This window comes from Pseudomonas sp. Irchel s3f19, from assembly GCF_900187555.1.
GTDB lineage: Bacteria > Pseudomonadota > Gammaproteobacteria > Pseudomonadales > Pseudomonadaceae > Aquipseudomonas > Aquipseudomonas capeferrum.
In genome coordinates, this window is record NZ_FYDW01000003.1 from 243,270 (window position 1) to 267,997 (window position 24,728).

At 62.2% G+C, this 24,728-nt stretch carries 29 protein-coding genes and 1 tRNA gene; 20 read left to right on the forward strand and 10 right to left on the reverse strand.

Annotated elements, in window-relative coordinates; translation table 11 throughout:
• Positions 1-68 precede the first annotated feature (68 nt).
• From CKW22_RS08995 to CKW22_RS09015, 5 genes are all read left to right on the forward strand, one after another.
• A complete protein-coding gene (locus tag CKW22_RS08995) occupies positions 69-1,196 on the forward strand; it encodes a hypothetical protein (RefSeq protein WP_095064031.1) in 1,128 nt (375 codons plus the stop codon).
• Between the two features lie 170 nt (positions 1,197-1,366).
• The gene (locus CKW22_RS09000) at positions 1,367-1,750 is read left to right on the forward strand and encodes a YkgJ family cysteine cluster protein (protein WP_095064032.1); all 384 of its coding nucleotides are present in this window, start codon (positions 1,367-1,369) and stop codon (positions 1,748-1,750) included.
• A 263-nt stretch (positions 1,751-2,013) separates the two neighbouring features.
• Positions 2,014-2,577, forward strand: a complete 564-nt coding sequence (locus tag CKW22_RS09005) for a GNAT family N-acetyltransferase (protein ID WP_027595514.1) — start codon at positions 2,014-2,016, stop codon at positions 2,575-2,577.
• A 136-nt stretch (positions 2,578-2,713) separates the two neighbouring features.
• Positions 2,714-3,253, forward strand: a complete 540-nt coding sequence (locus CKW22_RS09010) for a hypothetical protein (protein ID WP_095064033.1) — start codon at positions 2,714-2,716, stop codon at positions 3,251-3,253.
• Between the two features lie 20 nt (positions 3,254-3,273).
• Entirely contained in the window at positions 3,274-3,657 is a 384-nt protein-coding gene (locus CKW22_RS09015; RefSeq protein WP_033701215.1) for a lysozyme inhibitor LprI family protein, read from the forward strand.
• Positions 3,658-3,762: 105 nt separating this feature from the next.
• On the opposite strand, the gene mnmH is transcribed toward CKW22_RS09015, so the two are convergent.
• Together mnmH and selD are read right to left on the reverse strand one after the other, a co-directional pair.
• Positions 3,763-4,860, reverse strand: coding sequence for a tRNA 2-selenouridine(34) synthase MnmH (gene mnmH, locus CKW22_RS09020; protein WP_033701214.1), 1,098 nt, complete (start codon positions 4,858-4,860; stop codon positions 3,763-3,765).
• The gene (selD, locus tag CKW22_RS09025; protein ID WP_047583872.1) at positions 4,860-5,894 is read right to left on the reverse strand and encodes a selenide, water dikinase SelD; all 1,035 of its coding nucleotides are present in this window, start codon (positions 5,892-5,894) and stop codon (positions 4,860-4,862) included. Before selD ends, mnmH begins: the two co-directional genes overlap by 1 nt.
• A gap of 127 nt (positions 5,895-6,021) precedes the next feature.
• Here selD and CKW22_RS09030 point away from each other — a divergent pair, with 127 nt between their 5' ends.
• Genes CKW22_RS09030 through phnE form a run of 4 tightly spaced genes read left to right on the forward strand, consistent with a single transcriptional unit; the run spans position 6,022 to position 9,261 of the window.
• Entirely contained in the window at positions 6,022-6,876 is an 855-nt protein-coding gene (locus CKW22_RS09030) for a putative selenate ABC transporter substrate-binding protein (protein WP_095064034.1), read from the forward strand.
• Positions 6,873-7,676 carry a phosphonate ABC transporter ATP-binding protein gene (locus tag CKW22_RS09035; RefSeq protein WP_033701210.1) on the forward strand — a complete coding sequence of 268 codons (804 nt, stop codon included), beginning with the start codon at positions 6,873-6,875 and terminating at the stop codon, positions 7,674-7,676. Before CKW22_RS09030 ends, CKW22_RS09035 begins: the two co-directional genes overlap by 4 nt.
• A complete protein-coding gene (locus CKW22_RS09040; protein ID WP_033701209.1) occupies positions 7,670-8,497 on the forward strand; it encodes an ABC transporter permease in 828 nt (275 codons plus the stop codon). The genes CKW22_RS09035 and CKW22_RS09040 overlap by 7 nt, the downstream gene beginning before the upstream one ends.
• Positions 8,494-9,261: a phosphonate ABC transporter, permease protein PhnE gene (phnE, locus tag CKW22_RS09045; protein ID WP_033701208.1), complete on the forward strand. Its 768-nt coding sequence runs from the start codon at positions 8,494-8,496 to the stop codon at positions 9,259-9,261. Before CKW22_RS09040 ends, phnE begins: the two co-directional genes overlap by 4 nt.
• Before the next feature lie 29 nt (positions 9,262-9,290).
• On the opposite strand, the gene CKW22_RS09050 is transcribed toward phnE, so the two are convergent.
• The 3 genes from CKW22_RS09050 to CKW22_RS09060 form a co-directional block, all read right to left on the reverse strand.
• Entirely contained in the window at positions 9,291-10,181 is an 891-nt protein-coding gene (locus CKW22_RS09050; RefSeq protein WP_033701207.1) for a bestrophin family protein, read from the reverse strand.
• 97 nt (positions 10,182-10,278) lie between these two features.
• Positions 10,279-10,758 (reverse strand): GNAT family N-acetyltransferase, encoded by a 480-nt coding sequence (locus CKW22_RS09055; protein WP_033701206.1) that lies wholly within the window; start codon positions 10,756-10,758, stop codon positions 10,279-10,281.
• An 88-nt stretch (positions 10,759-10,846) separates the two neighbouring features.
• Positions 10,847-11,494, reverse strand: a complete 648-nt coding sequence (locus CKW22_RS09060) for a trypsin-like peptidase domain-containing protein (RefSeq protein ID WP_095064153.1) — start codon at positions 11,492-11,494, stop codon at positions 10,847-10,849.
• A 288-nt stretch (positions 11,495-11,782) separates the two neighbouring features.
• On the opposite strand from CKW22_RS09060, the gene CKW22_RS27460 reads away from it, so the two are divergent.
• Both CKW22_RS27460 and CKW22_RS09065 read left to right on the forward strand, forming a co-directional pair.
• Positions 11,783-11,920 (forward strand): hypothetical protein, encoded by a 138-nt coding sequence (locus CKW22_RS27460; RefSeq protein WP_160015171.1) that lies wholly within the window; start codon positions 11,783-11,785, stop codon positions 11,918-11,920.
• Positions 11,921-11,981: 61 nt separating this feature from the next.
• Positions 11,982-12,404, forward strand: a complete 423-nt coding sequence (locus CKW22_RS09065; RefSeq protein WP_033701203.1) for a VOC family protein — start codon at positions 11,982-11,984, stop codon at positions 12,402-12,404.
• A 93-nt stretch (positions 12,405-12,497) separates the two neighbouring features.
• On the opposite strand, the gene CKW22_RS09070 is transcribed toward CKW22_RS09065, so the two are convergent.
• On the reverse strand, positions 12,498-12,914 hold the full coding sequence (locus tag CKW22_RS09070; RefSeq protein WP_033701202.1) for a hypothetical protein: 417 nt from the start codon (positions 12,912-12,914) through the stop codon (positions 12,498-12,500).
• 194 nt (positions 12,915-13,108) lie between these two features.
• Positions 13,109-13,193, reverse strand: a tRNA-Leu gene (locus CKW22_RS09075).
• 107 nt (positions 13,194-13,300) lie between these two features.
• On the opposite strand from CKW22_RS09075, the gene queA reads away from it, so the two are divergent.
• The 6 genes from queA to CKW22_RS09105 all read left to right on the forward strand — a co-directional run bounded on the left by queA (position 13,301) and on the right by CKW22_RS09105 (position 19,373).
• Positions 13,301-14,350 (forward strand): tRNA preQ1(34) S-adenosylmethionine ribosyltransferase-isomerase QueA, encoded by a 1,050-nt coding sequence (queA, locus tag CKW22_RS09080; RefSeq protein ID WP_033701201.1) that lies wholly within the window; start codon positions 13,301-13,303, stop codon positions 14,348-14,350.
• 14 nt (positions 14,351-14,364) lie between these two features.
• Positions 14,365-15,480, forward strand: coding sequence for a tRNA guanosine(34) transglycosylase Tgt (gene tgt, locus CKW22_RS09085; RefSeq protein WP_077068621.1), 1,116 nt, complete (start codon positions 14,365-14,367; stop codon positions 15,478-15,480).
• Between the two features lie 42 nt (positions 15,481-15,522).
• Complete coding sequence (gene yajC / locus CKW22_RS09090) at positions 15,523-15,858, forward strand: preprotein translocase subunit YajC (protein WP_027595530.1); 336 nt, start codon at positions 15,523-15,525, stop codon at positions 15,856-15,858.
• Between the two features lie 64 nt (positions 15,859-15,922).
• A complete protein-coding gene (secD, locus tag CKW22_RS09095) occupies positions 15,923-17,785 on the forward strand; it encodes a protein translocase subunit SecD (protein WP_033701200.1) in 1,863 nt (620 codons plus the stop codon).
• Positions 17,786-17,795: 10 nt separating this feature from the next.
• The gene (gene secF, locus CKW22_RS09100) at positions 17,796-18,704 is read left to right on the forward strand and encodes a protein translocase subunit SecF (protein WP_047583875.1); all 909 of its coding nucleotides are present in this window, start codon (positions 17,796-17,798) and stop codon (positions 18,702-18,704) included.
• Between the two features lie 120 nt (positions 18,705-18,824).
• Entirely contained in the window at positions 18,825-19,373 is a 549-nt protein-coding gene (locus CKW22_RS09105; RefSeq protein ID WP_033701198.1) for a glycine zipper 2TM domain-containing protein, read from the forward strand.
• A gap of 55 nt (positions 19,374-19,428) precedes the next feature.
• Here CKW22_RS09105 and CKW22_RS09110 read toward each other — a convergent pair whose 3' ends face one another.
• Entirely contained in the window at positions 19,429-20,856 is a 1,428-nt protein-coding gene (locus CKW22_RS09110) for a class I adenylate-forming enzyme family protein (RefSeq protein WP_095064035.1), read from the reverse strand.
• Positions 20,857-21,195: 339 nt separating this feature from the next.
• Between CKW22_RS09110 and CKW22_RS09115 the strand changes: the two genes are divergently transcribed.
• Positions 21,196-21,912 carry a LuxR family transcriptional regulator gene (locus CKW22_RS09115; RefSeq protein ID WP_052040694.1) on the forward strand — a complete coding sequence of 239 codons (717 nt, stop codon included), beginning with the start codon at positions 21,196-21,198 and terminating at the stop codon, positions 21,910-21,912.
• A gap of 3 nt (positions 21,913-21,915) precedes the next feature.
• Here the strand turns inward: CKW22_RS09115 and CKW22_RS09120 are convergent, their stop codons facing one another.
• A complete protein-coding gene (locus CKW22_RS09120) occupies positions 21,916-22,146 on the reverse strand; it encodes a hypothetical protein (protein ID WP_027595536.1) in 231 nt (76 codons plus the stop codon).
• Positions 22,147-22,284: 138 nt separating this feature from the next.
• Between CKW22_RS09120 and CKW22_RS09125 the strand changes: the two genes are divergently transcribed.
• Complete coding sequence (locus CKW22_RS09125; protein WP_033701194.1) at positions 22,285-22,878, forward strand: acyl-homoserine-lactone synthase; 594 nt, start codon at positions 22,285-22,287, stop codon at positions 22,876-22,878.
• A gap of 123 nt (positions 22,879-23,001) precedes the next feature.
• Here the strand turns inward: CKW22_RS09125 and suhB are convergent, their stop codons facing one another.
• On the reverse strand, positions 23,002-23,820 hold the full coding sequence (suhB, locus tag CKW22_RS09130; protein ID WP_033701193.1) for an inositol-phosphate phosphatase: 819 nt from the start codon (positions 23,818-23,820) through the stop codon (positions 23,002-23,004).
• A 151-nt stretch (positions 23,821-23,971) separates the two neighbouring features.
• On the opposite strand from suhB, the gene trmJ reads away from it, so the two are divergent.
• Complete coding sequence (trmJ, locus tag CKW22_RS09135; RefSeq protein WP_033701191.1) at positions 23,972-24,727, forward strand: tRNA (cytosine(32)/uridine(32)-2'-O)-methyltransferase TrmJ; 756 nt, start codon at positions 23,972-23,974, stop codon at positions 24,725-24,727.
• Position 24,728: the final 1 nt, after the last annotated feature.

A 24,728-nucleotide genomic window follows, 5' to 3' on the forward strand; every position in this document is an offset into this window, starting at 1 on the left:
CTTCCGTCTGCCTGCCCGTTATGCACGCCAATACCTTCAGCACTCATTCTTCCTGTTCAGGTATTCCAATGAGTGTATTCACAGCCTATTTCTGCGGTACCGCTTCCAACCGTTTCGATGATGCAAACCCCAATTTCTGGAACGGTGAACTGGTCTCGACGTTGGCCAGCAACGATAAAGGGTTCGAGTTCGCTCATTGGATTGCAGTCGATGGGCCTGGTAGCGGCAACCTTCAGGACGACAACCTGTTCGTCGAGCCAGGCGGCTACTTCAACTGGAGTGGCCAGTTGTTCGGTCGCGGTTGGGACGAAAACGTGAACCATGTGCTGCAAGTCATCAAGGGCGAAAGTAACTGGCAGCGCACCAAGCTTAGCGAGGACGCGTACACAAGGCTCAAAGACGCGGGCGTACCGATCCCGGATGCGTCCGCAACGGCATCCTGGTTCTGGCGAACCTACGACTATGGAGACCGCCACCCAACCCCGCAGGAATTGCAGGAGCGGATCATCAGCATCTTCCGCAAGCCGCGCCTGCCCACCCAGGTCAACCTGGTGGGCTGGAGCCGGGGTGGTATCAGTTGCCATATGCTGGCCAATGCGATGGCGCAAGACCCGGTGCTGCGAGATATCCCGGTCAACATTTTTGCCATCGACCCGGTGCCAGGCATTGGCAACATCCAGACGCAACGGGTGAAACTGGCGGGCAATGTCAGAGAGTACGTCGGTTTCTATTCGCGGGATGAGCGCTCCAAAGGTTTTGCCTGCGTGATCCCCTCTGTAGAGAGCGGCACGCACATGTGCATTTATCCGATGCCGGGCCGGCATGCCACCTTGGTCGGCAATGCGTCGGCCAATGGCGCGGGCGACGGCAAAGTGCTGACTGAGCCCGGTTTGATCGTGCGGCATTTCGCCGAAGTCTGCCTGACCCGTTGGGGTGTCGATTTGGACAGGCGACTGGCGCTGGATGACGAACAGTTGATGCAGCATCACCTGGCCATGGCCGCTGCCGATGAGCAATACCAGGCCATGCGTAGCGAGTCGTATACCGTCTTCACCGAAGGCAGCAAGGAGGACCGGCTGGTGCACTGCGGCGAAGCCCAGGCGCACTTCAGCCAAGTGAGCGGCGAAAGCTATGACCCAGGAGAAGGCCTTGGCCTGCAACACTGGGATGCCAGCACTTACAAGGCCCTGCGATAGGTCAGGCGGGCGGCCATCCAGTGGGCTGGCCGCCTGTTTTTCGGGCTTCGGGCTTCCCGGATCAGCGGCGATTTTTTTTGCATTGCCCCTCTATCCAGCCGGCCCCGGTTGGATTGAAAATGGCGCAGCGGGCCCTGCCCCGATAACAACAACCTTCCCTCCGTGGCCTCATGTCCGAATATAACCCTTGCCTTGACTGCGGCGCCTGCTGCGGGTACTTCCGTGTGTCCTTCTTCTGGGGCGAATGCCAGTCTGCCGGGGGCGTTGTGCCTGACGACCTGGTGGTGCAGATCAACCCCACCCGGGTCGCCATGATCGGCACCGATGCCAAGCCTTGCCGCTGCGTGAGCCTTGCGGGCGAGATCGGCAAAGAGGTGGCGTGTACCATTTACGCCAACCGCTCGAGCCCTTGCAGAGAGTTTGAAGCGTCGTGGGAGGGTGGGTTGCATAACCCCAGCTGCGACGATGCTCGCGCGGCCTATGGGCTACCGCCGCTGACCCCGCCAGGGGCTAACGAGCCACATTGGCCGGATGACGGGGCTGAGGTAGCTTGAGGTTACTGAGTGGCCTGTACCCGCGAGAGGGGCATCCTGAATGGCCTGTCGGGGCGCGAGTAATGGCTGAAAGGTGCATGACGCAAGGGCTGCAGCGCTCTTGAGATCGAGCGCCGCCCGCGCGGCGCGGGCGGCGCTCGATTTGCGCCCCACCGCAAGACCCCAAAATGATCCCTAAAACACTATAAAAACCCAAGGCATCCCCCAGCCGCCCCGCTTGACGTTAAACTGTCATCTCCCCAGCAATGGACAGGAGATCCGGCGTGACCCCACCCCGCAGTTTCCCCAGTGACCTCTGCCTCGACAGCCCCCGCCTGCAATTGCGCCCGATGCGCCATGGCGATGCCGCGCAATGGCTGGCGATCATGGCCGACCCCGAGGTCATGCGTTATTGGCATCATGCGCCCTGGCAAGACCTTGCCGAGGCTGAAAGCGCACTGGCCGCTGACCGCGAAGCCTATGCCAATGGCGACCAGCTCAAGCTAGGCATGTACCGCCGTGACAACGGCGAACTGATCGGCATGGTCCAACTGTTCAATATCGACGACGTTTCCCGCCGTGGCGAAATCGGCTACTGCCTGGCCAGCGCCGTGCAGGGCAGGGGCTACATGGACGAGGCATTGACCTGCTTCATCGACTACCTTGCCCATACCCTGCACATGCGCCGCCTTGAGGGCGAAATCGACCCGCGCAACCAGGGTTCGGCACGCACGCTGGAGCGTCAAGGCTTCGTGCTCGAAGGCACCTTGCGGGCGCGTTGGTGCGTGGCCGGCGAGCTGTCCGACTCGGGTATCTACGGCTTGCTGCTGGAGCCACCTGTTGCTTGATGTTGTAGCGAGCATCAACGTTCGCCGAATATCACACCACCGTAGTTGGCCTTTCGCGGCACCTACTTAGATCTGGAAGCGGGGCAGGGCCTGGGTTATGGTCGCAGCCTGTCCCGTTTTCCCCCAGGTGTGCCCCTTGCCCGTTTTCTACCTGAGCATCAGCCTGCTTTTGTACTTGCTCGCGCTTTTTTTCGATGGCGCGCTGATGAGTGGCGGCCGCCACATGCCGGCCTTGCAGATGTTGCTGTATGGGCCCTGGGGCATGCCGTTCGGGTTGTACCAGTGGTTTGCCAACCCGTTGTTGGCGGTGGCAATTCTTGCCCACCAGCGGTTCCGTCGGATGGCGTTGGGGTGCGGGCTGGCCGCGCTGTATCTGGCCGCCAGCAGCTTTGGCATCGACCGCCTGCCAGACAGCCAGAGCTACGACTTCAATGCACGCACCGGCTTTGGTGCGGGCTTTTATCTGTGGCTTGCGGCGATCTTAGTGTTTTGCGCGGGCCAGGCCTGGCATTGCTGGAAGGCCCGCAGCGCAGCCGACATGCCTGGCTGGCGCTGGCTTGATGTGGCCTTGATTGCTGCGCTGGGGGTGGCGTTGTATGCCGCCACGCAGATGCCGTCGTTGCGTTTCGAGCCGGGCAAGGTGCTGATGCCGCCGGAGCAACCGCAGTCATTTTGATACTCACAAGGAGGGTTTGCATGATCAAGCATTACCTGGCAGGCCTGGCACTGGCCTGCGTGCTGCCGCTGGCTGTGGCGGACGACTATACGCCGGCCTATGGGCAGTGCATGGACAAGGCTTCAAGCACCCTGGCCATGAGCGAGTGCATCAACGCCGAGACCCACGTGCAGGACCAGCGCCTGAACCGGGTGTACAAGCAACTGATGGGCAAGCTGGATGCCGGGCAGCAGAAGACCCTTCGGGATGTACAGCGCAAGTGGATGGCCTACCGTGATGGCAACTGTATGTTCCATGTGCAGGCCAGTGGCGGAACCATGGCACAGCTGGAAGGCGGCACGTGCGTGATGGACATGACCCGTGACCGGGCGGCGGAGCTGGAGCGGGTGTTGGGGCCCGTGTAGGAGCGGCCTTGCGTCGCGAAAGGGGCGCGTAGCGGCCCCAAAATATTCGCGGCGAAGCTGAAATCTGGGGCCGCTACGCAGCCCTTTCGCGACGCAAGGCCGCTCCTACGACGAGCGGGCCTTGAGGTATTCGCGCACCTCTACAGCGTCCCCGGCAAACTCGATACGCTCGGCCTTGGCATCGCGCTGATAGGCATACATCGGGTCGTAATACTCCGTCAGCAACCCTTCGATCCAACCCCTGTGCAAATCCACCGAGCCACAGCGCAGTTGCTCGTCCAGCGCTTCACGCATGACCGCCGACAACCGCTGGAATCGCTCACCGCCCAGGCGCTTGTGGATATTGGCCAGGCTCTGCAGCATGCGCTCGGCGAACAGCCGCCGCCCCAGCTCTTCGCCGTGCAGCGCGACGAATTCGGCGCTCAGGTTGACCACGTAGTCGCGCAGGATACGTTCGACACGGTTCTCGAAGCTGTCCTCCAGCCACACCAACGGGTACTGCTGCATGCCTTGGTACAACGCCAGCGGCACCGTGCAACTGCCGACGATACGGCCTTCATCTTCGAGCACGAACTGCTCGATGCCGCGTGCGCGCTTTTTCAGCACATCGACGGCCAGCTTATTTTCGAAGTCGATCTGCGCAGGTTGCGCCGTGGCGCGTTTGCCGAAGCTGGAACCGCGGTGGTTGGCGTGGCCTTCAAGGTCGAGCACGTTGCTCAGTTGCTGCAACACATCGGTCTTGCCGGTGCCGGTAAGGCCACCCAGCAGGACGAAATCGCAGTGCTCCACGGCGTCCTGGGTGGTATCGAGGAGGAAGGTGCGCATGGCCTTGTAGCCGCCCTTGACGCGGGGGTAGTCGATACCCGCTTCATCACGCAGCCACTGCTGGACAATCTGCGAGCGCAGGCCACCGCGCGCGCAATACAGATAGCCGTCAGGGTGGGCCCGGGCAAAGCTGGCCCAGGCGTGCAGGCGCTCACGCTTGGTCGTGCCTCTGACCAGTTGGTGGCCGAGGGTGATGGCGGCGGCCTGGCCCTGCAGCTTGAAACAGGTGCCGACCTTCTGCCGCTCCAGATCGTTCATCAAGGGCAGGTTGACGACACCCGGGAAGGCACCTTTGGCGAATTCGACGGGCGCGCGCATGTCCATCATCGGCACGTCGTTCAAGAACAGCTGGCGGTAGTCGGTGCAGTCGGGGCGCATCAAAGCACCTCGACTGCATGGCCCTGTCGCTCGACCAGGGTGCCGATGGGGGCCAGTGCCAGGCCCAGTTCGGCGGCCACAGCCAGAAACTGCGCTTCACCCTCAGGGCTGACCGCCACCAGCAGGCCACCGCTGGTCTGCGGGTCGCACAGCAGGTGCTTTTGCTCATCGCTCAAGGCGCCGATCTTGTGGCCATAGCTGTCGTAGTTGCGCAGCGTGCCGCCTGGGATGCAGCCCTCGGCCAGGTAATGCTCGACGCTCGGCAGGCGGGGGACTGCAGCGAAGTTCAGCTGGGCGGTGAGGCGGCTGCCTTCAGCCAGTTCTACCAGGTGGCCCAGGAGGCCGAAGCCGGTGACGTCGGTCATCGCCATGACACCGTCGAGCTTGCCGAAGCGGCTGCCGGGGGTGTTGAGGGTACACATCCAGTCGCGTGCCAGGCCCTGGTCCTGTTCACGCAACTTGGCCTGTTTCTCGGCGGTGGTGAGGATGCCGATGCCCAGCGGCTTGGTCAGGTACAGCTGGCAGCCTGCAGTGGCGGTGTCGTTGCGCTTGAGGTGGCGCTTGCTGACCACGCCGGTGACGGCCAGGCCGAAGATCGGCTCCGGGGCATCGATGGAGTGGCCGCCTGCCAGCGGGATGCCGGCTTCGGCACACACCGCACGCCCGCCGCGAATCACTTCGCGGGCGACCTCCGGCGGCAGTACGTTGACCGGCCAGCCGAGGATGGCGATGGCCATCAACGGGTCGCCGCCCATGGCGTAGATGTCGCTGATGGCGTTGGTGGCGGCGATACGGCCGAAGTCGTAGGGGTCATCGACGATCGGCATGAAGAAGTCGGTGGTCGAGACCACGCCGCGTTCCTCGTCCAGGGCATACACGGCGGCATCATCGCGTGAAGCATTGCCAACCCAGAGCTTGGGGTCCAGGGCCTGGGCGCCGCTTTCGGCCAGGATCACGTCCAGCACCTTGGGGGAGATCTTGCAGCCACAACCGGCACCGTGGCTGTACTGGGTCAGGCGGATTGGCTCGCTCATACGTTCCTCAGCAGATCAAATTGTTGCGCGATTGTAGCAAAGCTGGTCATTGCGCCGTGGCCCCTTATACTTTGCACGGACGGCGTGGCAGCCGCCCCTTACCCCGCCACTGTCCCGGAGAATGCCCATGCTCAAACCCCCTCTGGCGCTCGTCGCCGGCCTCGTGTTGTCCTGCTGTGCCGTTGTCGCCCAGGCCGCAGAAACGCTGCGGGTCAGTGCCATCCCCGACGAAGCACCCACTGAACTGCAACGCAAGTTCAAGCCGTTGGGGGAGTACCTGGCCCGTACGTTGGGCATGGAGGTGAAGTTCGTGCCAGTCTCCGACTACCCGGCGGTGGTCGAGTCGCTGGCCTCGGACCGCCTCGACCTGGCTTGGCTGGGCGGCTTCACCTTTGTCCAGGTGCACCTCAAAGACCCCAATGCCACGCCGTTGGTGCAGCGTGAGCAGGACGCGCAGTTCACGTCCAAGTTCATCACCGCCAACCCCAATGTGAAGCGCCTGGCCGACCTCAAGGGCAAGTCGTTCGCGTTCGGGTCGATATCGTCCACCTCGGGCAGCCTGATGCCGCGTTACTTCATGCTCAAAGAGGACAAGATAAAGCCTGAGGACTACTTCAGCCGTGTGGCTTACTCCGGTGCCCACGACGCCACCGCAGCCTGGGTGCAGGCGGGCAAGGTCGATGCTGGGGTGCTCAATGCCAGTGTCTGGCAGAAGCTGGTGGATGCCGGCAAGGTCGATACCAGCAAGGTCAAGGTGTTCGCCACCACGCCCACCTATTTCGACTACAACTGGACCGTACGCGGCAACATGGACCCGGCACTCAAGGCGAAAATCAAAAAGGCATTCCTCGACCTCGACCCGGCCAACCCCGAGCACAAGGCGATTCTCGACCTGCAGGCCGCCAGCCGTTTCATCGAGACCAAACCTGAGAACTACCTGGGCACCGAACAAGCCGCGCGTGAGGCCGGCCTGCTCAAGTGACGGCTATTCGTTTGCACGGTGCCAGCCTGCGCCACGGCCAGGTGCGTGCGCTTGAAGCGGTGAGCCTGAGCATCGAGCAGGGCGAGCGGGTTGCGATCATCGGCCCGTCAGGGGCGGGCAAGTCCAGCTTGCTGCACCTGATGGCCACCGCTATCCAGCCCAGTGACGGGCGGCTGGAGCTGTTCGGTGAACTGCCCTGGGCGCTGTCTGGCAGGGCGCGTCAGCGGTTGCGGGCGCGGGTTGGCTTGGTGCACCAGGCGCCGCCCTTGCCGCCGCGCCAACGGGTGGTCACGGCGGTGCTGGCGGGGCGGCTGGGGCAGTGGGGCACCTTGCGTGGCTTGCTCAACCTGTTGTACCCGACCGATGTAGCGGGCGTGCGCCAGGCGTTGGCAGAGTTGGGGCTGGCCGACAAGCTTTTCGTGCAGTGCGGGCAGCTGTCTGGCGGCCAGTTGCAACGGGTGGGCATCGCCCGGGTGTTGTATCAGCGGCCGGCACTGCTGCTGACCGACGAGCCTGTGTCGGCGATGGACCCGGTGCTGGCCGACCACAGCCTGGCATTGCTCAACCGTCACGCCCAGGCCAACGGCGTCACGCTGGTGGCCAGCCTGCACGCGGTAGAGCTGGCATTGGCGCACTTCCCGCGGGTGATCGGTATCCGTGAGGGGCAGGTGGTGTTCGACAGCCCCGCCGCAGCCGTCAGCCCGCAGATGCTGGCGGCACTCTACGCCAACGAACAATTGGCGCCGCCGCCTACGCCGGGGCCTACGCCTGCGTTGACGGTACAGATCCCGCGATGCTGAAGGCCGATACCCGCGACCCAGCGGCGCTGCCACGGTTGCTGCTGACCCTGCTGGCCTTGGCGGTGTTATGGCCGGGGGTGCAGTTGAGCGAGCTGAACCCGGGTGTGCTGTGGCAGGCCGAGAACCGTCAGCAGATCGCCAGTTTCACCCAGGCGTTCTGGCCACCGGCGCATGATGCCGAGTTTTTGCTGCTGCTGTTCGAGGCCACGCTGCAGACCCTTGCCGTGGCCACGGCCGGCATGGCCCTGGCGCTGCTGCTGGCGGTGCCGGCCAGCCTGCTGGCCAGCCGCGCCTTGTCGTTGCGGGCGGCCTCGCGCGGCGGCCGGGCCGGGCTGTTGTCGCGGGTGCTGCGCATGCCGGTGCGCGGGCTACTGATCTTTCTGCGTAGCGTGCCGGAAATCGTCTGGGCCTTGCTGTTCGTGCGTGCCGTAGGGCTTGGGCCAACGGCCGGTGTGCTGGCCATCGCCATTACCTACAGCGGCATGCTCGGCAAGGTCTATGCGGAAATCTTCGAGTCGGTCGACCAGCGCCCGGCCCATGCGCTGTTGCAGGCGGGCAGTGGCCGGCTGATGGCTTTCTTCTACGGCATCTTGCCCAATGCCGTGTCGGAGGTGGTGTCCTACACCGTCTACCGCTGGGAGTGCGCGGTGCGGGCTTCGGTGGTGATGGGCTTTGTCGGTGCCGGCGGCCTGGGGCAGCAGATCGACCTGTCGATGCGCATGTTTGCCGGTGCGCAAGTGGCGAGCATGCTGCTGACATTCCTGTTGCTGGTGTCTTTTGCTGACATGCTCAGCCGCTTCCTGCGGGCGAGGCTGGCATGAACCGGGTGATCAACCTGCTGGTGCTCGGCGCGCTTGTGGCAGCGGTGGTGGCCTCGTTCGCTTACCTGGAGCTGGACCTCCAGGCGCTGGTAGGTGACGGCGGGTTGGGGCAGATGGCCGAATATGCGCGGCGCTTCCTGCAGCCAGACCTGTCCGCCGAGCATTTGCGCGCGGTGGGGCGTGGCGCCTTGGAGACCTTGGCCATGTCTGGCCTGGGTACCTTGCTGGCGGTGGTGCTGGGGATGCTGCTGGCGTTGCCGGCGGCGGGCCGGTTCGGCTGGCCGCTGCAGACTGCGGCGCGGGTGCTGCTCAATGCCTTGCGGGCCATCCCCGAGCTGGTCTGGGCGGCGCTCACCGTGCTGGCAGCAGGGCTTGGCCCGAATGCCGGCACCCTGGCCCTGGCGTTGCACACCGCCGGGGTGCTGGGCCGGTTGTTTGCCGAGGCCCTGGAGAACGCGCCGGCCGAGCCTGCGGCCGCCATTCGTTTGCAGGGTGGCAGCCAGGTTGCGGCGTTCTGCTTTGGCACTTTGCCCAACCTGTGGCCGCAGTTGTTGGCCTACAGCCTGTACCGCTGGGAGAACAACATCCGCATGGCCAGCGTGCTGGGGTTTGTTGGGGCGGGTGGCTTGGGGCAGATGCTCTATACCACCTTGAGCCTGTTCCAGGAGGCGCAGGCCAGCACGGTGATCCTGGCGATGCTGGTGCTGGTGTTGCTTGTGGATGCGTTGAGTGATGTGCTGCGCCAGCGCTATGTGCGCGCCTGATCGGGGCTGCAAAGAGGCCCCGACAGCCGTCAGGTCACCTGTTCCCCATGCTGCGCCTCCCGTTGCATCGACTCCAGGTTGCGCTCGATCGTCTCGCAGATGGTATCCATCTGGATCTGGTGCTCGCTGAACCGGAACGGGCTCTGCAGGTCGGTGCCGATGCGCTCGATGGCCAGCAGCATGAACCCCACCACCGTCGAGGCCAGCGGGGTAAACCAGCCCAGCGACTCGACCAGCCCCACCGGCACGATCAGGCAGAACAGCGTGATGAACAGCCGCGGAAAATACACATAAGGGTAGGGCAGCGGTGTGTTGGCAATCCGCTCCATTCCGCCCTGAGCATTGGACAGGTCCACCAGCGTCGACTCCAGCCTCGCCAGGCGGATGCTGTCCAGGCGCCCGGCCTGGTACTCCCGCGCCAGCAGGGCCGCCGAGCCGCTGAGGATGTCATTGGCGAAGTTGTTCGAGCGGTTGCGCCGTTCGAACTCCGCTGGGGGGATGAACGCCATCAGTTCATCCGGGCAACGCTCACCTTTGAGGTGCGCCGCCAGGCAGTTCACATAGGCGATATGGCGGCGCAGCAAGGTGGCTTTGGCCGGGTTCAGGCTATCGTCCGGGTCGTCGATCAGGGTCAGCGTCTGCCGGGCAAAGCTGCGCGAACTGTTGACCAGGGCACCCCACAACGTGCGCGCCTCCCACCAGCGGTTGTAGGCACTGCTGTTGCGAAAGCTCACCAGCACCACCAGCGCCGAACCCAGCAAGGTCAATGGAATCAGCGGCAGGGTGAACTTGCTGTTGAAGAACAGCATGAAGTCGATGGTGACCAGCACATCCCAGATCAGCAGCCAGAACAGCGACCAGCCGATGTAACCGATGGTCTTCACGACCAGGCGGTACTTGCGGGCGATGATCTCTTTCACACGGGGTACCTCGGAACGCGGGGGATGCAGGATCGGACGCCGAGTGAGGGTTATGGTTCGGTGTAGTCTCTCTTAGGGTGTTAACAGAAGTGTCGAGCTACCCAAGTATTTGCCTCATCTGCACCAACGCCACCCGCTTCCCATCCGGCGCCTGGCGCGCCTCGATGCCGAACGGCACAAAGCCCATCTGTGGATAAAGCAGCAACCCCGCCGTGTTGTGATTGAAGCACGACACCCAAACCTCCCGTGCCGCAAACTGCTTGCGGGCCAGCTCGACCATGGCGTTGACCAGGTAGCTGGCCACACCATGGCCGCGGGCCGCTGGGGCCACGACCACGTTGCCCAGGGCGCATACACCGCCGTGCTCGGCTTTGTAGAAGTTGGCGAAGGCCAGCACCATGCCGCCGCCTTCCACCACCGTGGACCCGTTGCGCTGGGCGATGGCGTCGGTCAGTTGCGCGGGCGTGAGCGGGTAGGTGGCCTTGGGGAACATGTAGAACAGTTCGTCCGGGCCTTGAGGGAAGCAGCAGATGGCGGGGATGTCATTGGGCTGTACAGGGCGGTGGCTGAGGTGCATGGCAGGTCCTTTTACAGGCGTGTGGCTGGCGCTCACAGCGTAGCACTGCGCATGGGGCGCGGGCCTGTCGGGAGCGCCTGGCCGCCGCTCAAGGTTTGGCGGCCACCGCCACAAACCCCTTGATCGCGGCAGGCGCATGCGGTTTGGCCTTGCGTGCCAGCAGGTACTGGAAGCGCCGCCATTCCTTGTCGATCTCGCTGTACGACATGAACACGCTGACGCGCTCTTTATCGGCGAGGTCCGGGCGAGCGCGCACGTCGATCTCGTTCTTGGGGATGAACGCGACATTGATACCCACCACCTGGCCGTCATCGGCGAACACCGGCCCGCCCGACATGCCCTTGACCATGGGGCCGTCGTGCAACGAGTAGAAGACACTGCCCGGGGTGCCTTCGAGGCGTACCAGTGATGGCATGGCATGGCCCTTGCCCTGTACGGGCATCATCAGGCTGTTGAAGCCGACGGCCGTCACCGACTCACCTGGCACGTATTGCCGCCAATGCGGTACCTCACGCGCCTTGTGCTTGAAGAACACGACATCACCGAGGCCCTCGTGGACCACGTTGCGCAGGAAGGGTGTGTGTTTTGCGGTCACTGCGTAGTCTTCGTTCCACTGGATGGCACTGGCCATCAGCAACATCGGCAACGGCGCACCTGAGGTGACCACGAAAGCCTGGCTGTAGACGGGATCGGAGACGTAGGACGTTGGCACTCCATTGCACCCACTGAGCAGCATCATTGCCGCCAGACAGGGCACGGTTGTTTTCATGTGTCACACAGTCATGGAAAAATGGGAGCGCAAATATGGCTAAGTGATATCACTCTGGCAATACTTTGTGCATATATCCGACGAGTAACATCTTAAGTAGGGGGGAGGAGGCTAGCCAATAGATTCGAGGCATGGCTGCTGCCCCGCTCGTCAGGCACGCGGCGTCAATTTGATGAGGGATCAAGGGCGCGATTTTCGTGTTACTCACCACTCGCGATGAGGGTGATGAGCTCCATTGAGCTCTATTGAGCTGTATTGAGCTTGTCGGACAGTGAGAAGCTGCAGTTTGAGCCCTTGTTGCAGGCTGAACTGGATACCCTGACACTGCATAACTGGTATCGGCTGGGCATGAGCCAGGTGCAAGCGTGGATCGAGGCCGGACGCCCACGTTGACGAGGCGTACGCAGGGCATTGGTCGCACGTATTCATAGATCAAAACTGAAAGGAATCAAACATGCTGAAGCTCAATCCCCTGGTCCCCGAACTCATTGTTTCCGACCTCACACGAAGCCTTGCCTTCTACTGCGACATACTCGGCTTCAAGGTCGAGTACGAGCGGCCAGAAGATCATTTCGCTTTTCTTTCTTTCGGCGGCAGCCAACTTATGTTGGAACAGGACTGGCACAGTGAATCGCCTTGGCGGGTCGGGCCTCTTGAGCCGCCTTATGGGCGTGGTATCAACCTGTCCATCGAATGCCCGAACGCTTCAGCGCTGGTGTCGGCACTGGAGGCGGCCGGGTATCCCCTCAGAAACCCGGTTGAAGAGCACTGGTACCGCAGCGGTGAACTACTGTTTGGTCAGCGCAATTTTCTGCTGCTCGACCCGGATGGTTACTTGCTCCGTTTTGCAGAAGCTATCGGCAGCAAACCCTGCTAGCCGCACCTGTCAAAGCGACTACCCATTCGGGTTGATTGGATCATCGCTATCATCCAAGGCGCCATTCGATGTCCCGGTGTGTGCTGGCCATTTCTACGGATTGCCCAATTCGATCACGCTATAGGTGAACTCGTTGGCCTGCTTGGCCTTGCCGCGCGCAGACTCGGCAACCTGAACCCGGTCATCATCGTGGACCACCATTACCTGGCGGGCATTCAACGCTACAACGCCTTCCGGTTTGTTATCGAACCACAAGGGCGAGCCGTCGGGCCCGAGGAACGGTAGCGGTGTACCCGACCCGTCCGGTTCAAGCAGTGGCAGTGGCAATGCCCACAAATAGCCACCAATCTGGTCACCCTGCTCATGGCTGGTGGTGGCCAGCAGGCGCTTGTTGAAGGGGTCGTATTCCAGGCTGGAAAGGCTCAGTGGTCTGTCGTCGCCCTGCACGCGCGGTTCGAATTGATAGGCCAGTTCGAAGGCGCCACTGATCTCGGGCTCACCGGCCTGCACTGTGATCGGCGCCTGCAGGGTTAATTTTCATTTTGCGGCTCCTTGCACGAGAGATGAAGGCAAGGGCCAGCGTAGGGAAGGGTGCTGAGCCGGGGCAGAGGGCAGTTGTGCCAAGGGGCCGCGCGACGGTGCTTGAGGATTGCTAAACGCCAGGCACAAAAAAACCGACCATAAGGTCGGTTTTTTCTGGATTTTGGTGCCCCGAGGGAGACTCGAACTCCCACTCCTTTCGAAAACGGATTTTGAATCCGCCGCGTCTACCAATTCCGCCATCAGGGCTTGTGGCGCGCAGTATAGAGAGGTGCCTCGGGTCGGTCAATCGGGTTTCATGGTCAATTTTCACACATTGGGCTAAACTTCCCGGCCCTGCCGAACCGAACATCATCATGCGCGTCGCCGATTTTTCCTTCGAACTCCCCGATTCCCTGATCGCCCGCCACCCTCTGGCCGAGCGCCATGGTAGCCGTCTGCTGGTCCTCGATGGGCCGAGCGGCGCCTTGGTACATCAGCAATTCACCGATCTGCTCGACTATTTGCGCCCGGGCGACCTGATGGTATTCAACAATACCCGGGTTATCCCGGCGCGCTTGTTCGGCCAGAAAGCCTCCGGCGGCAAGCTGGAAGTGCTGGTCGAACGCGTGCTGGACAGCCACCGGGTATTGGCCCACGTGCGCTCCAGCAAGGCGCCCAAGGTGGGTGCTCAGATTCTCATCGATGGCGGTGGCGAGGCCGAAATGGTCGCGCGCCACGAAACGCTGTTCGAGCTGCGCTTCACCGAAGAGGTGCTGCCACTGCTCGAACGCGTCGGGCACATGCCGCTGCCGCCCTATATCGACCGCCCCGACGAGGGCGCCGACCGTGAGCGTTACCAGACCGTCTACGCCGAGCGTGCCGGAGCGGTCGCAGCGCCCACGGCCGGCCTGCACTTCGACCAGGCGCTGCTGGAGCAGATTGCCGCCAAGGGCGTGGAGCGGGCCTTCGTGACACTGCACGTCGGCGCGGGCACCTTCCAGCCGGTGCGGGTCGACAAGATCGAAGACCATCACATGCATAAAGAGTGGCTCGAAGTGAGCCAGGATGTGGTGGATGCGGTTGAGGCCTGCCGTGCCCGCGGCGGGCGTGTGGTGGCCGTGGGCACCACCAGCGTGCGCTCGCTGGAAAGCGCGGCGCGCGACGGCGTGCTCAAGGCATTCAGCGGTGATACCGACATCTTCATTTACCCGGGCCGGCCATTCCATGTGGTCGATGCCCTGGTCACCAACTTCCACCTGCCGGAGTCCACGCTGCTGATGCTGGTCTCGGCCTTCGCCGGCTACCCCGAGACCATGGCCGCCTACGCGGCTGCGGTCGAGCAGGGGTACCGCTTCTTCAGTTACGGTGATGCCATGTTCATCACCCGCAATCCGGCGCCACGCGGGCCCGAGGATCAAGCATGAGTCGCACCTGTCGAATGTCCTTCGAACTGCTGGCCACCGACGGCAAGGCCCGTCGTGGTCGCATTACCTTCCCCCGAGGTACCGTGGAAACCCCGGCGTTCATGCCGGTAGGCACCTACGGCACGGTCAAAGGCATGCTGCCCCGCGACATCGAGGCCATCGGCGCCGAGATGATCCTGGGCAACACCTTCCACCTGTGGCTGCGCCCGGGCACCGAGGTGATCAAGAAGCACAACGGCCTGCACGACTTCATGCAGTGGAAAGGCCCGATCCTCACCGACTCCGGTGGCTTCCAGGTGTTTAGCCTGGGCGCCATGCGCAAGATCAAAGAGGAAGGCGTGACCTTCGCCTCGCCCGTCGACGGCTCCAAAGTGTTCATGGGCCCCGAAGAGTCGATGCAGGTCCAGCGTGACCTGGGCTCGGACGTGGTGATGATCTTCGACGAGTGCACCCCTTACCCGGCCGAGCACGACGTGGCACGCACCTCCATGGAGCTGTCGCTGCGCTGGGCCCAGCGCTCGAAAAACGCCCACGCCGACAACACAGCGGCGCTGTTCGGCATCGTCCAGGGCGGCATGTACCAGGACCTGCGCATGCGCTCGCTGGAAGGCCTGGAAAACATCGGCTTCGACGGCCTGGCCATCGGCGGCCTGTCGGTGGGCGAGCCCAAGCACGAGATGATCAAGGTGCTGGACTACCTGCCGGACCAGATGCCTGCTGACAAACCTCGTTACCTTATGGGGGTAGGCAAACCGGAAGATCTCGTTGAGGGTGTGCGCCGCGGCGTCGACATGTTCGACTGCGTGATGCCGACGCGTAATGCGCGCAACGGCCATCTGTTCGTCGATACCGGGGTGATCAAGATCCGCAATGCGTTCCATCGCCACGATGAGTCGCCGCTGGATCCGACCTGCGATTGCTATACCTGCACCAACTTCTCCCGCGCGTACCTCCACCACCTGGACAAATGCGGCGAAATGTTGAGCAGCATGCTGAATACCATCCACAACTTGCGCCATTACCAGCGCTTGATGGCCGGTTTACGCGAGGCTATTCAACAGGGTAAATTGGCCGCCTTTGTCGACGCCTTCTACGCCAAACGCGGGCTGCCTGTGCCGCCTTTGGGCTGATTGTCAGCACTTAAATATTAAAACTCAGTAATGGAGTGCCTCATGAGCTTTCTGATTCCCGCCGCTTACGCGGACGCAGCAGCACCTGCCGCCGGCCCAGCCGGTACCGGTTTCGAGTGGATCTTCCTGGTCGGCTTCCTGGTCATCTTCTACCTGATGATCTGGCGTCCACAGGCCAAGCGCGCCAAAGAGCAGAAGAACCTGCTGGGCAACTTGCAAAAAGGTGACGAAGTTGTCACCAACGGCGGCATCGCCGGCAAGATCGTCAAGGTCACCGATGATTTCGTGGTGCTGGAAGTTTCCGACACCGTCGAGCTGAAGTTCCAGAAGGGCGCCATCGCCGCGACCCTGCCAAAAGGTACGCTCAAGGCTATCTGAGTTACCGGTTTTATTTTTCCAGTCGGGGCGCGCAACGCGCCCCGCGTCTTGAACGGGCGGCGTGATGCTGAACAAATACCCTCTGTGGAAATACGCACTGATCCTGCTGGTACTGGCGATCGGTTTTATTTATTCCGCTCCCAACCTCTACCCGGATGATCCGGCGGTGCAAGTCAGTGGTGCCAGTTCGGCGCTGCAGGTAAACCAGGCCGACCTCGATCGCGTCTCCAAGGCGCTGACCGATGCCGGTATCACCGTCAAGGGCGCCAGCCTGGGTGAAAAGGGCAGTGCGCTGATTCGCCTGACCAACCAGGAAGACCAGCTTCCAGCCAAGGATGTAGTGCGCAAGGCACTGGGCGATGATTACGTCGTGGCCCTGAACCTGGCCCAGACCACTCCGCAATGGCTGCGTAACCTGGGTGCAAGCCCGATGAAACTGGGCCTGGACCTGTCCGGTGGTGTGCACTTCCTGCTGGAAGTGGACATGGACAAGGCCATGACCGCCCGTATGAAGGTGTATGAAGGGGAGGTCAAAACCCTCCTGCGCAAAGAGCGCATCCGCTACCGCAGCCTGCCTCAGCAGGATGGCGGCATCATGCTGGGCTTCGCTGACGATGCAACCCGCGAGCAGGCACGTGCCCTGATCCGCAAGAATTTCTCCGATTTCGACCTGACTGCCACCGAGCGCAATGACCTCGCCGTGCTGCGTCTGGCGCTGACTCAGGCGAAAGTCGCCGAGATCCGCGAATACTCGATCAAGCAGAACCTGACCACCGTGCGCAACCGCGTCAACGAGCTGGGCGTGGCCGAGCCGCTGGTTCAGCGTCAGGGCGCCAACCGTATCGTGGTCGAGCTGCCAGGCGTGCAGGACACTGCCGAAGCCAAGCGTATCCTCGGCAAGACCGCTAACCTTGAGTTCCGCTTCGGTGCCGAACCTGGCGCGTCCAAGGCAACCACCGAGGTCTTCGAGTTCCGCGAGGGCGGCCGCTCCGCCCCGGTCGAGCGTGGCCTGATCATCACCGGTGACCAGGTTACCGACGCCCAGGCCAGCTTCGACGAGCACGGCCGCCCGCAAGTGAACATCCGCCTGGATGGCCACGGCGGCGAGCTGATGAGCCGCGCCACGCGCAGCAACGTCGGGCGCAGCATGGCGGTGATCTTCATCGAGCAGAAGCCGGTCACCCGCTACGTCAAGCAGACCGTCGACGGCGTCGAGAAGGAAGTGCCGGTACAGAGCTTCCAGGAAGAGAAGAAGATCATCAGCCTGGCGACCATTCAGTCGCCGCTGGGTAGCCAGTTCCGCATCACCGGCCTGAACGGCCAGGGCGAATCGTCCGAGCTGGCCCTGCTGTTGCGTGCCGGTGGTCTGGCTGCGCCGATGTATTTCGCTGAAGAACGTACCATTGGCCCAAGCCTGGGTGCGGACAACATCACCAAGGGTATTGATGCGTCGCTGTGGGGCATGCTGTTCGTCTCGCTGTTCATCATCGCCATCTACCGCGGCTTCGGCGTGATCGCCACCATCGCCCTGGCGGGCAACATGGTCTTGCTGCTGGCGCTGATGTCGCTGCTGGGCGCGACCCTGACCCTGCCGGGTATCGCGGGTATCGTGTTGACCATGGGTATGGCGGTAGACGCCAACGTGCTGATCTTCTCGCGTATCCGTGAGGAGCTCAAAGCCGGCATGTCGGTGCAGCGCGCCATCCATGAAGGTTTCAACCGCGCCTTTACCGCGATCATCGACGCCAACCTGACCAGCCTGCTGGTCGGCGGCATCCTGTTCGCCATGGGTACCGGCCCGGTCAAGGGCTTTGCGGTCACCATGTCCCTCGGGATTTTCACCTCGATGTTCACCGCCATCATGGTGACCCGCGCAATGGTCAACCTGACCTGCGGCGGGCGTGACATCAAGAAGCTGTGGGTTTGAGGGAGCTGCGATGAAAACCATCAACTTCATGGGCGTGCGCAATGTCGCGTTCGCCATCACTGTGCTCCTCACCGTCCTGGCGCTGTTCAGCTGGTGGCAGAAGGGCCTGAACTTTGGCCTGGACTTCACCGGCGGTACGCTCATCGAGCTGACCTACGAGCGCCCGGCCGACCTCAAGGCGGTACGTGCCGAACTGGTCAACTCCGGCTTCCACGAGGCCGTGGTGCAGAGCTTTGGCGCAACCACCGACCTGCTGGTGCGTATGCCGGGCGATGACCCGCAACTGGGCAGCAAGGTAGCCGAGGCACTGCAAAAAGCCGGCGGCGACAACCCGGCCACGCTCAAGCGCGTCGAGTTCGTAGGCCCGCAGGTGGGTGAAGAGCTGCGTGACCAGGGTGGCATGGGCATGCTCCTGGCCCTGGGCGGCATCCTCATCTACCTGGCCTTCCGCTTCCAGTGGAAGTTCGCCGTGGGCGCGATCATCTCGCTGATCCACGACGTGGTGGTGACGCTGGGTATCCTGTCGTTCTTCCAGATCACCTTCGACCTGACGGTATTGGCGGCGGTGCTGGCGATCATCGGTTACTCGCTCAACGACACCATTGTCGTATTCGACCGGGTGCGTGAGAACTTCCGTGTGATGCGCAAGGCGTCGCTGATCGAGAACATCAACGTCTCGACCACCCAGACCCTGCTGCGTACCATCGCCACCTCGGTGTCGACCTTGCTGGCCATCGCCGCACTGCTGTTCTTCGGTGGCGACAACCTGTTCGGCTTCTCGCTGGCGCTGTTCATCGGGGTCATGGCCGGTACCTACTCGTCGATCTATATCGCCAACGTGGTACTGATCTGGCTGAACCTGAACAGTGAAGACCTGATTCCGCCAGCCAAGACCGAAGGCGTGGACGAGCGTCCGTAAGGGCTTTTCCTACGCCGTTTGGCGAATCAAGAGGCGCGAGTATTGAACTCGCGCCTTTTTTTTTGCTCCAAGGCAGGGAGAAGGCGGGCTATGTCCCGCAGGGAAGATCAGGAGGTTCAGGTGAATAAATCAATGCTGGTGGGTGCGGTACTGGGTGCTGTCGGTGTAACTGCCGGAGGTGCTGTGGCGACCTACAGCTTGGTGAACAAAGGGCCGGAGTACGCCCAGGTCACCGATGTGCAGCCGATCAAGCAGCAGGTCAAGACACCGCGTGAGGTCTGCAAGGACGTCACCGTGACGCGTCAGGCGCCGGTCAAGGACCAGCACCAGATCGCCGGTACCGTCGTGGGTGCCCTGGCCGGTGGCCTGCTGGGTAACCAGATTGGTGGTGGTACCGGCAAGAAGATCGCCACCGTGGCCGGTGCGGTCGGTGGTGGCTATGCCGGTAACAAGGTGCAGGAAGGCATGCAGCAGCGTGACACTTACACCACGACGCAAACCCGCTGCAATACGGTCAATGACATCAGCGACAAGGTCGTTGGTTATAACGTGAAGTACACCATTGGTGACCAGGCGGGGCAGGTGAAGATGGACCGCGAGCCGGGCTCGACCATCCCCCTGGACAAGAATGGCAAGCTGATTCTCAGTGACAACCAGGCCGGGCAGTAAAGCTCACATTGGCCAGTTTGAGGAGGCGGGCTGGCGAGCCCGCTCCCAAGCCGGTCTAGCGTAGTTGTTGCTGCGCGCCTAGCTGCTTGCGAAGCCGGACGCGGTCCGGCTTGCCGGTCGGCGTCATGGGTATCCGTTCAAGCACTGCGATACTGGCACTAATGCCCAGGCGTTCCAGCCCCCCGGTCAGTTTCGCCAACCGCTCATGTGCGTCAGCCGTGTTGCCTTGCACGATCACATGGGCGCGCCGGCGATCCTGCTCGTCTACCAGTACCACCACGCGCTCGAACTTCATGGCCTGTGCGATCTGCGCTTCCAGGGCGGGGGCAAACTGCATGCCTTGTTGCGTGAGCAGGGCATCCGTCGCGCGCCCCAGCGGCATCAGGCTGCCGTCGGCAAGGCGCCGGGCGATATCGCCGGTGGCATAGGCCTGGTCCTCGCAAGGGATCGGTGCAGGTGGGAAGTACCCCGAGCCGCGGTGCGTGGAGCGGGCGATGATTTCGCCTACTTCCGGTTGCGCGGGGTCCAGCGGTTCCAGCGTCACCTCGACATCACCTACCGGGCGCATGCCGCAGCCGACCTGCAGGTTCGGCGTGAAGTTTGCCAGGACCATGCCGAACTCCGTCGAGCCGTAGATCCTTTTCAGGTGCACGCCCAGGTGGCGCTCGCTTTCCAGCACCACATGGTCGTCCAGGTAGGCGCCGCCGCAGAAAGGTTTGCTCAGTGCTGGCAGGCGGATGCCGGTGTTCTGTGCGGCCTGTGCCAGCTCCAGGTACTGCGACGGCAGTGCGCTCATCACGCTGATGCGCTGTTCGTGCAGGGTGCGCAGGGTGTGCTCAACCTGGGTCGCATCACCCAGGTACAGCGTCGCACCCGTCAGCAAAGCCGGGAATACATGCAGGTCTACTGCATGCCCGCCATCGAGGCTATGGATATTCAGGTAGCGCGCACCGGCGTCCAGGCCGGCGCTGTCTACCCAATGCATGATTTCACGGTACAGCCGGTCCTGGCGCCACAGCGCAAGTTTGGGTGCGCCGGTGCTGCCTGAGGTTTCCTGCATGCGCATCAGCCCGGCGCAGTCGCGCCACGCTGGGGTCTTGAGGTTGACAGGTGTGGGCGAATAGAGGGTAAAGCCTGGTACACCAAGGCCCGCCGGCACTATGCCGGCTTCGGTGATCAGTAGGGCGGCGCCGACCTGGCCCAGGCGCATTGCCCGCTGGTGTGTGCTGCTGGCCACGCTCACGGGGCAGTGAATCAGCCCCAGGCTTGCCATGGCAAACAGCAGCGCCACATAACCGGTACTGTTGCCCAGTTGAGTGGCTACCACATCACCTTCGCGCAGGCCTGCAGCATGCAGCCTGGCGCGCAACTGGTCGATGTCCTGCAGCAGTTCGCCGTAGCTGCGGGTTTTGCCATGGCTGTCGACGACCGCCGGGTAGTCGCGATGGCGCGCAACCATGCTGAAGAACTGTTGCTGGAACATGCAGGAGGGCTCCTTGTGGGTCAGCCGAAATACAGCTTCAGGTGTTTTCCCGTGCCGTCCATGTGCATCGTGGTGCTGCCTGCCGGTGCAGGCTGGTGCCACGCTAGTAAATAGGCTGCGCGCAGCGCCTGGTACCTCCCAGAACAGGGAGGTTGTGGCGGGTTGGGCAACTGACTAGTGTCTGCGACCGCTTGCTTCTCGTCGGCGAGCACTCTATGCACGTTGATTTCAATGTGCCATGTAACTATCTTATCGACCCACCTGAATGAGGGAGTCGATATTCCCTCGCGTGTTGTCTCGCCATGAGACCACCGTCAAACGGTGCCTACGAGGAAGGGAATGACCCTACTGGTAATGGATGAGCTGCTGCGACTCAGCGAAATGGAGCGCTTTGAGGACTGGCTGGCTCACCTTAAAATCCTGACCCGCAAGCTGGGATACTCGAACTTTCTGATCGGTCTCAAGCCTGCGCCCACTGACGCCAATCAGCAGGTGCTGATCTACAGCGACTACCCTGATGCGTGGCGCACACGTTACGACGCCGAGTCCTACGCTGCGGTCGATCCGGTGGTTCAGCACTGCCTGAACGCAAACCGGCCACTGCTCTGGGACCGGGACAACTACCGCCGTCCCTCAGAGTCGGAATTCTTCGAAGAAGCCGCCGCACATGGCTTGCAGCAAGGCCTTGCGCTGCCCTTGCATGGTCCGCGCGGCGAGGCGGGCATGCTCTGCCTGAAACCCTCTGAAAGTGGTCCGCGAGCGACTGCTACGATGATCGAGTCCTTGCCTATGGCGACCCTGCTGCGCGATTACGCGATGGAAGGGATGCTCAAGGCACGCATCGAATGCTCCACACCCGTGCACCTGACGAGCCGGGAAAAAGAGGTGCTGCAGTGGAGCGCAGCAGGCAAGACCACCTGGGAAATTTCGATGATTCTGTCGTGCACGACCTCGGCCATCGACTTCCACTTCAAGAACATCCGCCGCAAGTTCCAGGTCAGCTCGCGCCAGATGGCGGTGCTCAAAGCCATCCAGCAAAAATCGATCACGCCCTGAGTGTCACTGCGGGCGTTGGGCCAGGTCGCTTTCCTCCAGGCGACCGCTGAGGTAAAGGCGCAGCAGGATATACACCGGGGCGGGCACTTGACTGGTGCATTCGATGCGGCTGGCGCAGGCCTGGCTGATGCCGAACCTTGACCAGAATTCGGTCTGGCTCTGCTTGAGGCCCAGGCGCAGGCTGATGGCTTGATGGGCGACCTCGCGCACAGCTGAGGTATTGAGTAGCTTCATCGGGAATCAATCCTGCAAAAGCCGAAAAATTAACAAGTCTGGTTAATGTCGGCCACCTCCCAAATTAGGTAGGATTTTATTTAACCGGCATGAATATACCGTGGGTGGCAATTCAAACCCCTGCCGGTAATTGCCCCTATGCTTATCTCCATTGATCGCCGCACTAACATCGACCCGCAAGCGCTGAATGCCATGCATAAACTTCGGGCACGTATCTTCAAAGTTAAAAAGATGTGGGACATCCCGCTGATCAATGACATGGAGATCGATGGCTACGATGCGCTCGACCCCTATTACATGATCATCAACCGCGATGACGAGGCGGGCTATGTCTGTGGGTGCTGGCGGATACTGCCGACCACGGGCCCGAACATGCTGGCGCATACCTTCCCCGAACTGCTGCATGGGCATCCTGCACCGTGCTCCGACGCCATCTGGGAGCTGAGCCGCTTTGCCATCGAGCTGCCGGACGGCAATCGGTTCGGCTTCTCCCAGGGCACCACGCAGGCTATTCATGCGATCGTCAGCTATGCCATTGGCTGTGGCGTGAAACAGTTCGTCACGGTGACCACGGTGGGGGTCGAGAAAATGTTGATCCGCCTGGGGTTGGATATCAGCCGCTTCGGCCCGGCGTTGCAAATTGGTGTCGAGCGTGCGGTGGCGTTGCGCATCGAGTTGAATGAGAAGACGACGTCGGCATTGGAGGCGGCCATCAAGAATAACTGCCATTGAATAGGCCGCGGCTGCCGTGCGGCTGTTATATCAATACGTTGTAAGGCTGGTGAAGTGTCGAGCACAATACGTCGCCATAAAAAAAGCACCCCGAGGGGTGCTTCTTTATAACGCCAACGGTACTTAGCGCTTCATGCTCTCTGGCAGGTGCGGCTGGATAGCCGTCAGTACTGCCTTGAAGCACTTGATGTTGCCCGCGACGATGTGGCCCTTGTCGAGGAAGTCGTGGCCACCGTTGAAGTCGCTTACCAGGCCGCCTGCTTCTTGAATCAGCAGTACGCCTGCAGCCATGTCCCACTCGGACAGGCCCGACTCCCAGAATGCATCGAAGCGGCCGGCGGCGACGTAAGCCAGGTCCAGGCTGGCGGAGCCTGCGCGGCGGATGCCTGCAGTCTGGCCAGTCAGGGCGCGGAACATGCCCAGGTAGTTGTCCAGGTCGGCCATCTGGCTGTCACGGAACGGGAAACCGGTGCCCAGCAGGGCGCCTTCCAGGCTGGTGCGCGAGCTGACGCGCAGGCGGCGGCCATTGAGTTGGGCGCCACGGCCACGGCTGGCGGTGAATTCTTCCTGGCGAACCGGGTCGAGAACCACAGCGTGCTCAAGGCGACCACGGTATTTGCAGGCGATGCTGACAGCGAAATGAGGGATGCCGCGCAGGAAGTTGGTGGTGCCGTCCAGTGGGTCGATGATCCACAGGTAGTCCTTGCCTTCTTCGCCGGTGCCCGCGTGCATGCCGGTCTCTTCACCCTGGATGGAGTGGTTCGGGTAGGCCTTGCGCAGGGCGTCGACGATTTTCTGCTCGGCGGCGCGATCGACTTCGGAAACGTAGTCCTTGGCCTCTTTCTCATCGACCTTGATGCTATCCAGGCGTTCGATGGAGCGGAAAATCAGTTCACTGGCGCTGCGAGCGGCGCGCAGGGCGATATTCAGCATAGGCTGCATGGGCGGGTCACCTGGAGATGTTAAAGAAGAAAGCCGATCATTCTAGCAGAAAACTTTGACGGCAGAAGTGTCACATTTGCTTTCATGGCGTTACGTCTGTCGGTTCTGTAAGATCGAAGGCCCTGATATCTGCCTCTGAGAGCACAACACCGTGCTGCAAAATATTCGTGTTGTTCTGGTCAATACCAGCCACCCCGGCAACATCGGCGGCGCTGCGCGTGCCATGAAAAACATGGGCTTGTCGCGTCTGGTGCTGGTGCAGCCAAAAGCGTTTCCCGATGCCGAAGCCAGTGCCCGGGCCTCGGGCGCCGACGATGTGCTGGGTAACGCCCAGGTTGTCGACAGCCTTGAGCAGGCGCTGGTCGGCTGTAACCTGGTGATGGGTACCAGTGCCCGCGAGCGCAGCATCCCCTGGCCATTGATCGACCCTCGCGAATGCGGGGCCAAGGCTGTGGAGCATGCGCTGGGCGGCGAGGAAATCGCCCTGGTGTTCGGTCGCGAACACGCCGGCCTGACCAACGACGAACTGCAGCGATGTCACTTCCACGTGCACATTCCCTCGAACCCCGACTTCAGCTCGCTGAATCTGGCCGCCGCGGTCCAGGTGCTCTCTTATGAGGTGCGCATGGCCTGGCTGGCAGCCGAGGATGCCCCGGCGAAAGTCGAGAAGGCCGACGCCAGCGAGCTGGCGACCATGGACGAAATGGAGCTGTTCTACGACCACCTGGAAAAGACCCTGGTGGACATCGGCTTCCTTGACCCCGAGAAGCCCAAGCACCTGATGGCGCGCCTGCGTCGGCTGTACGGGCGCAGCTCGGTGAACCGTCCGGAAATGAGCATTTTGCGCGGCATCCTCACCGAGACCCAGAAAGTGGCTCGGGGCGAACCGCATAAAAGGAAGGACTGAC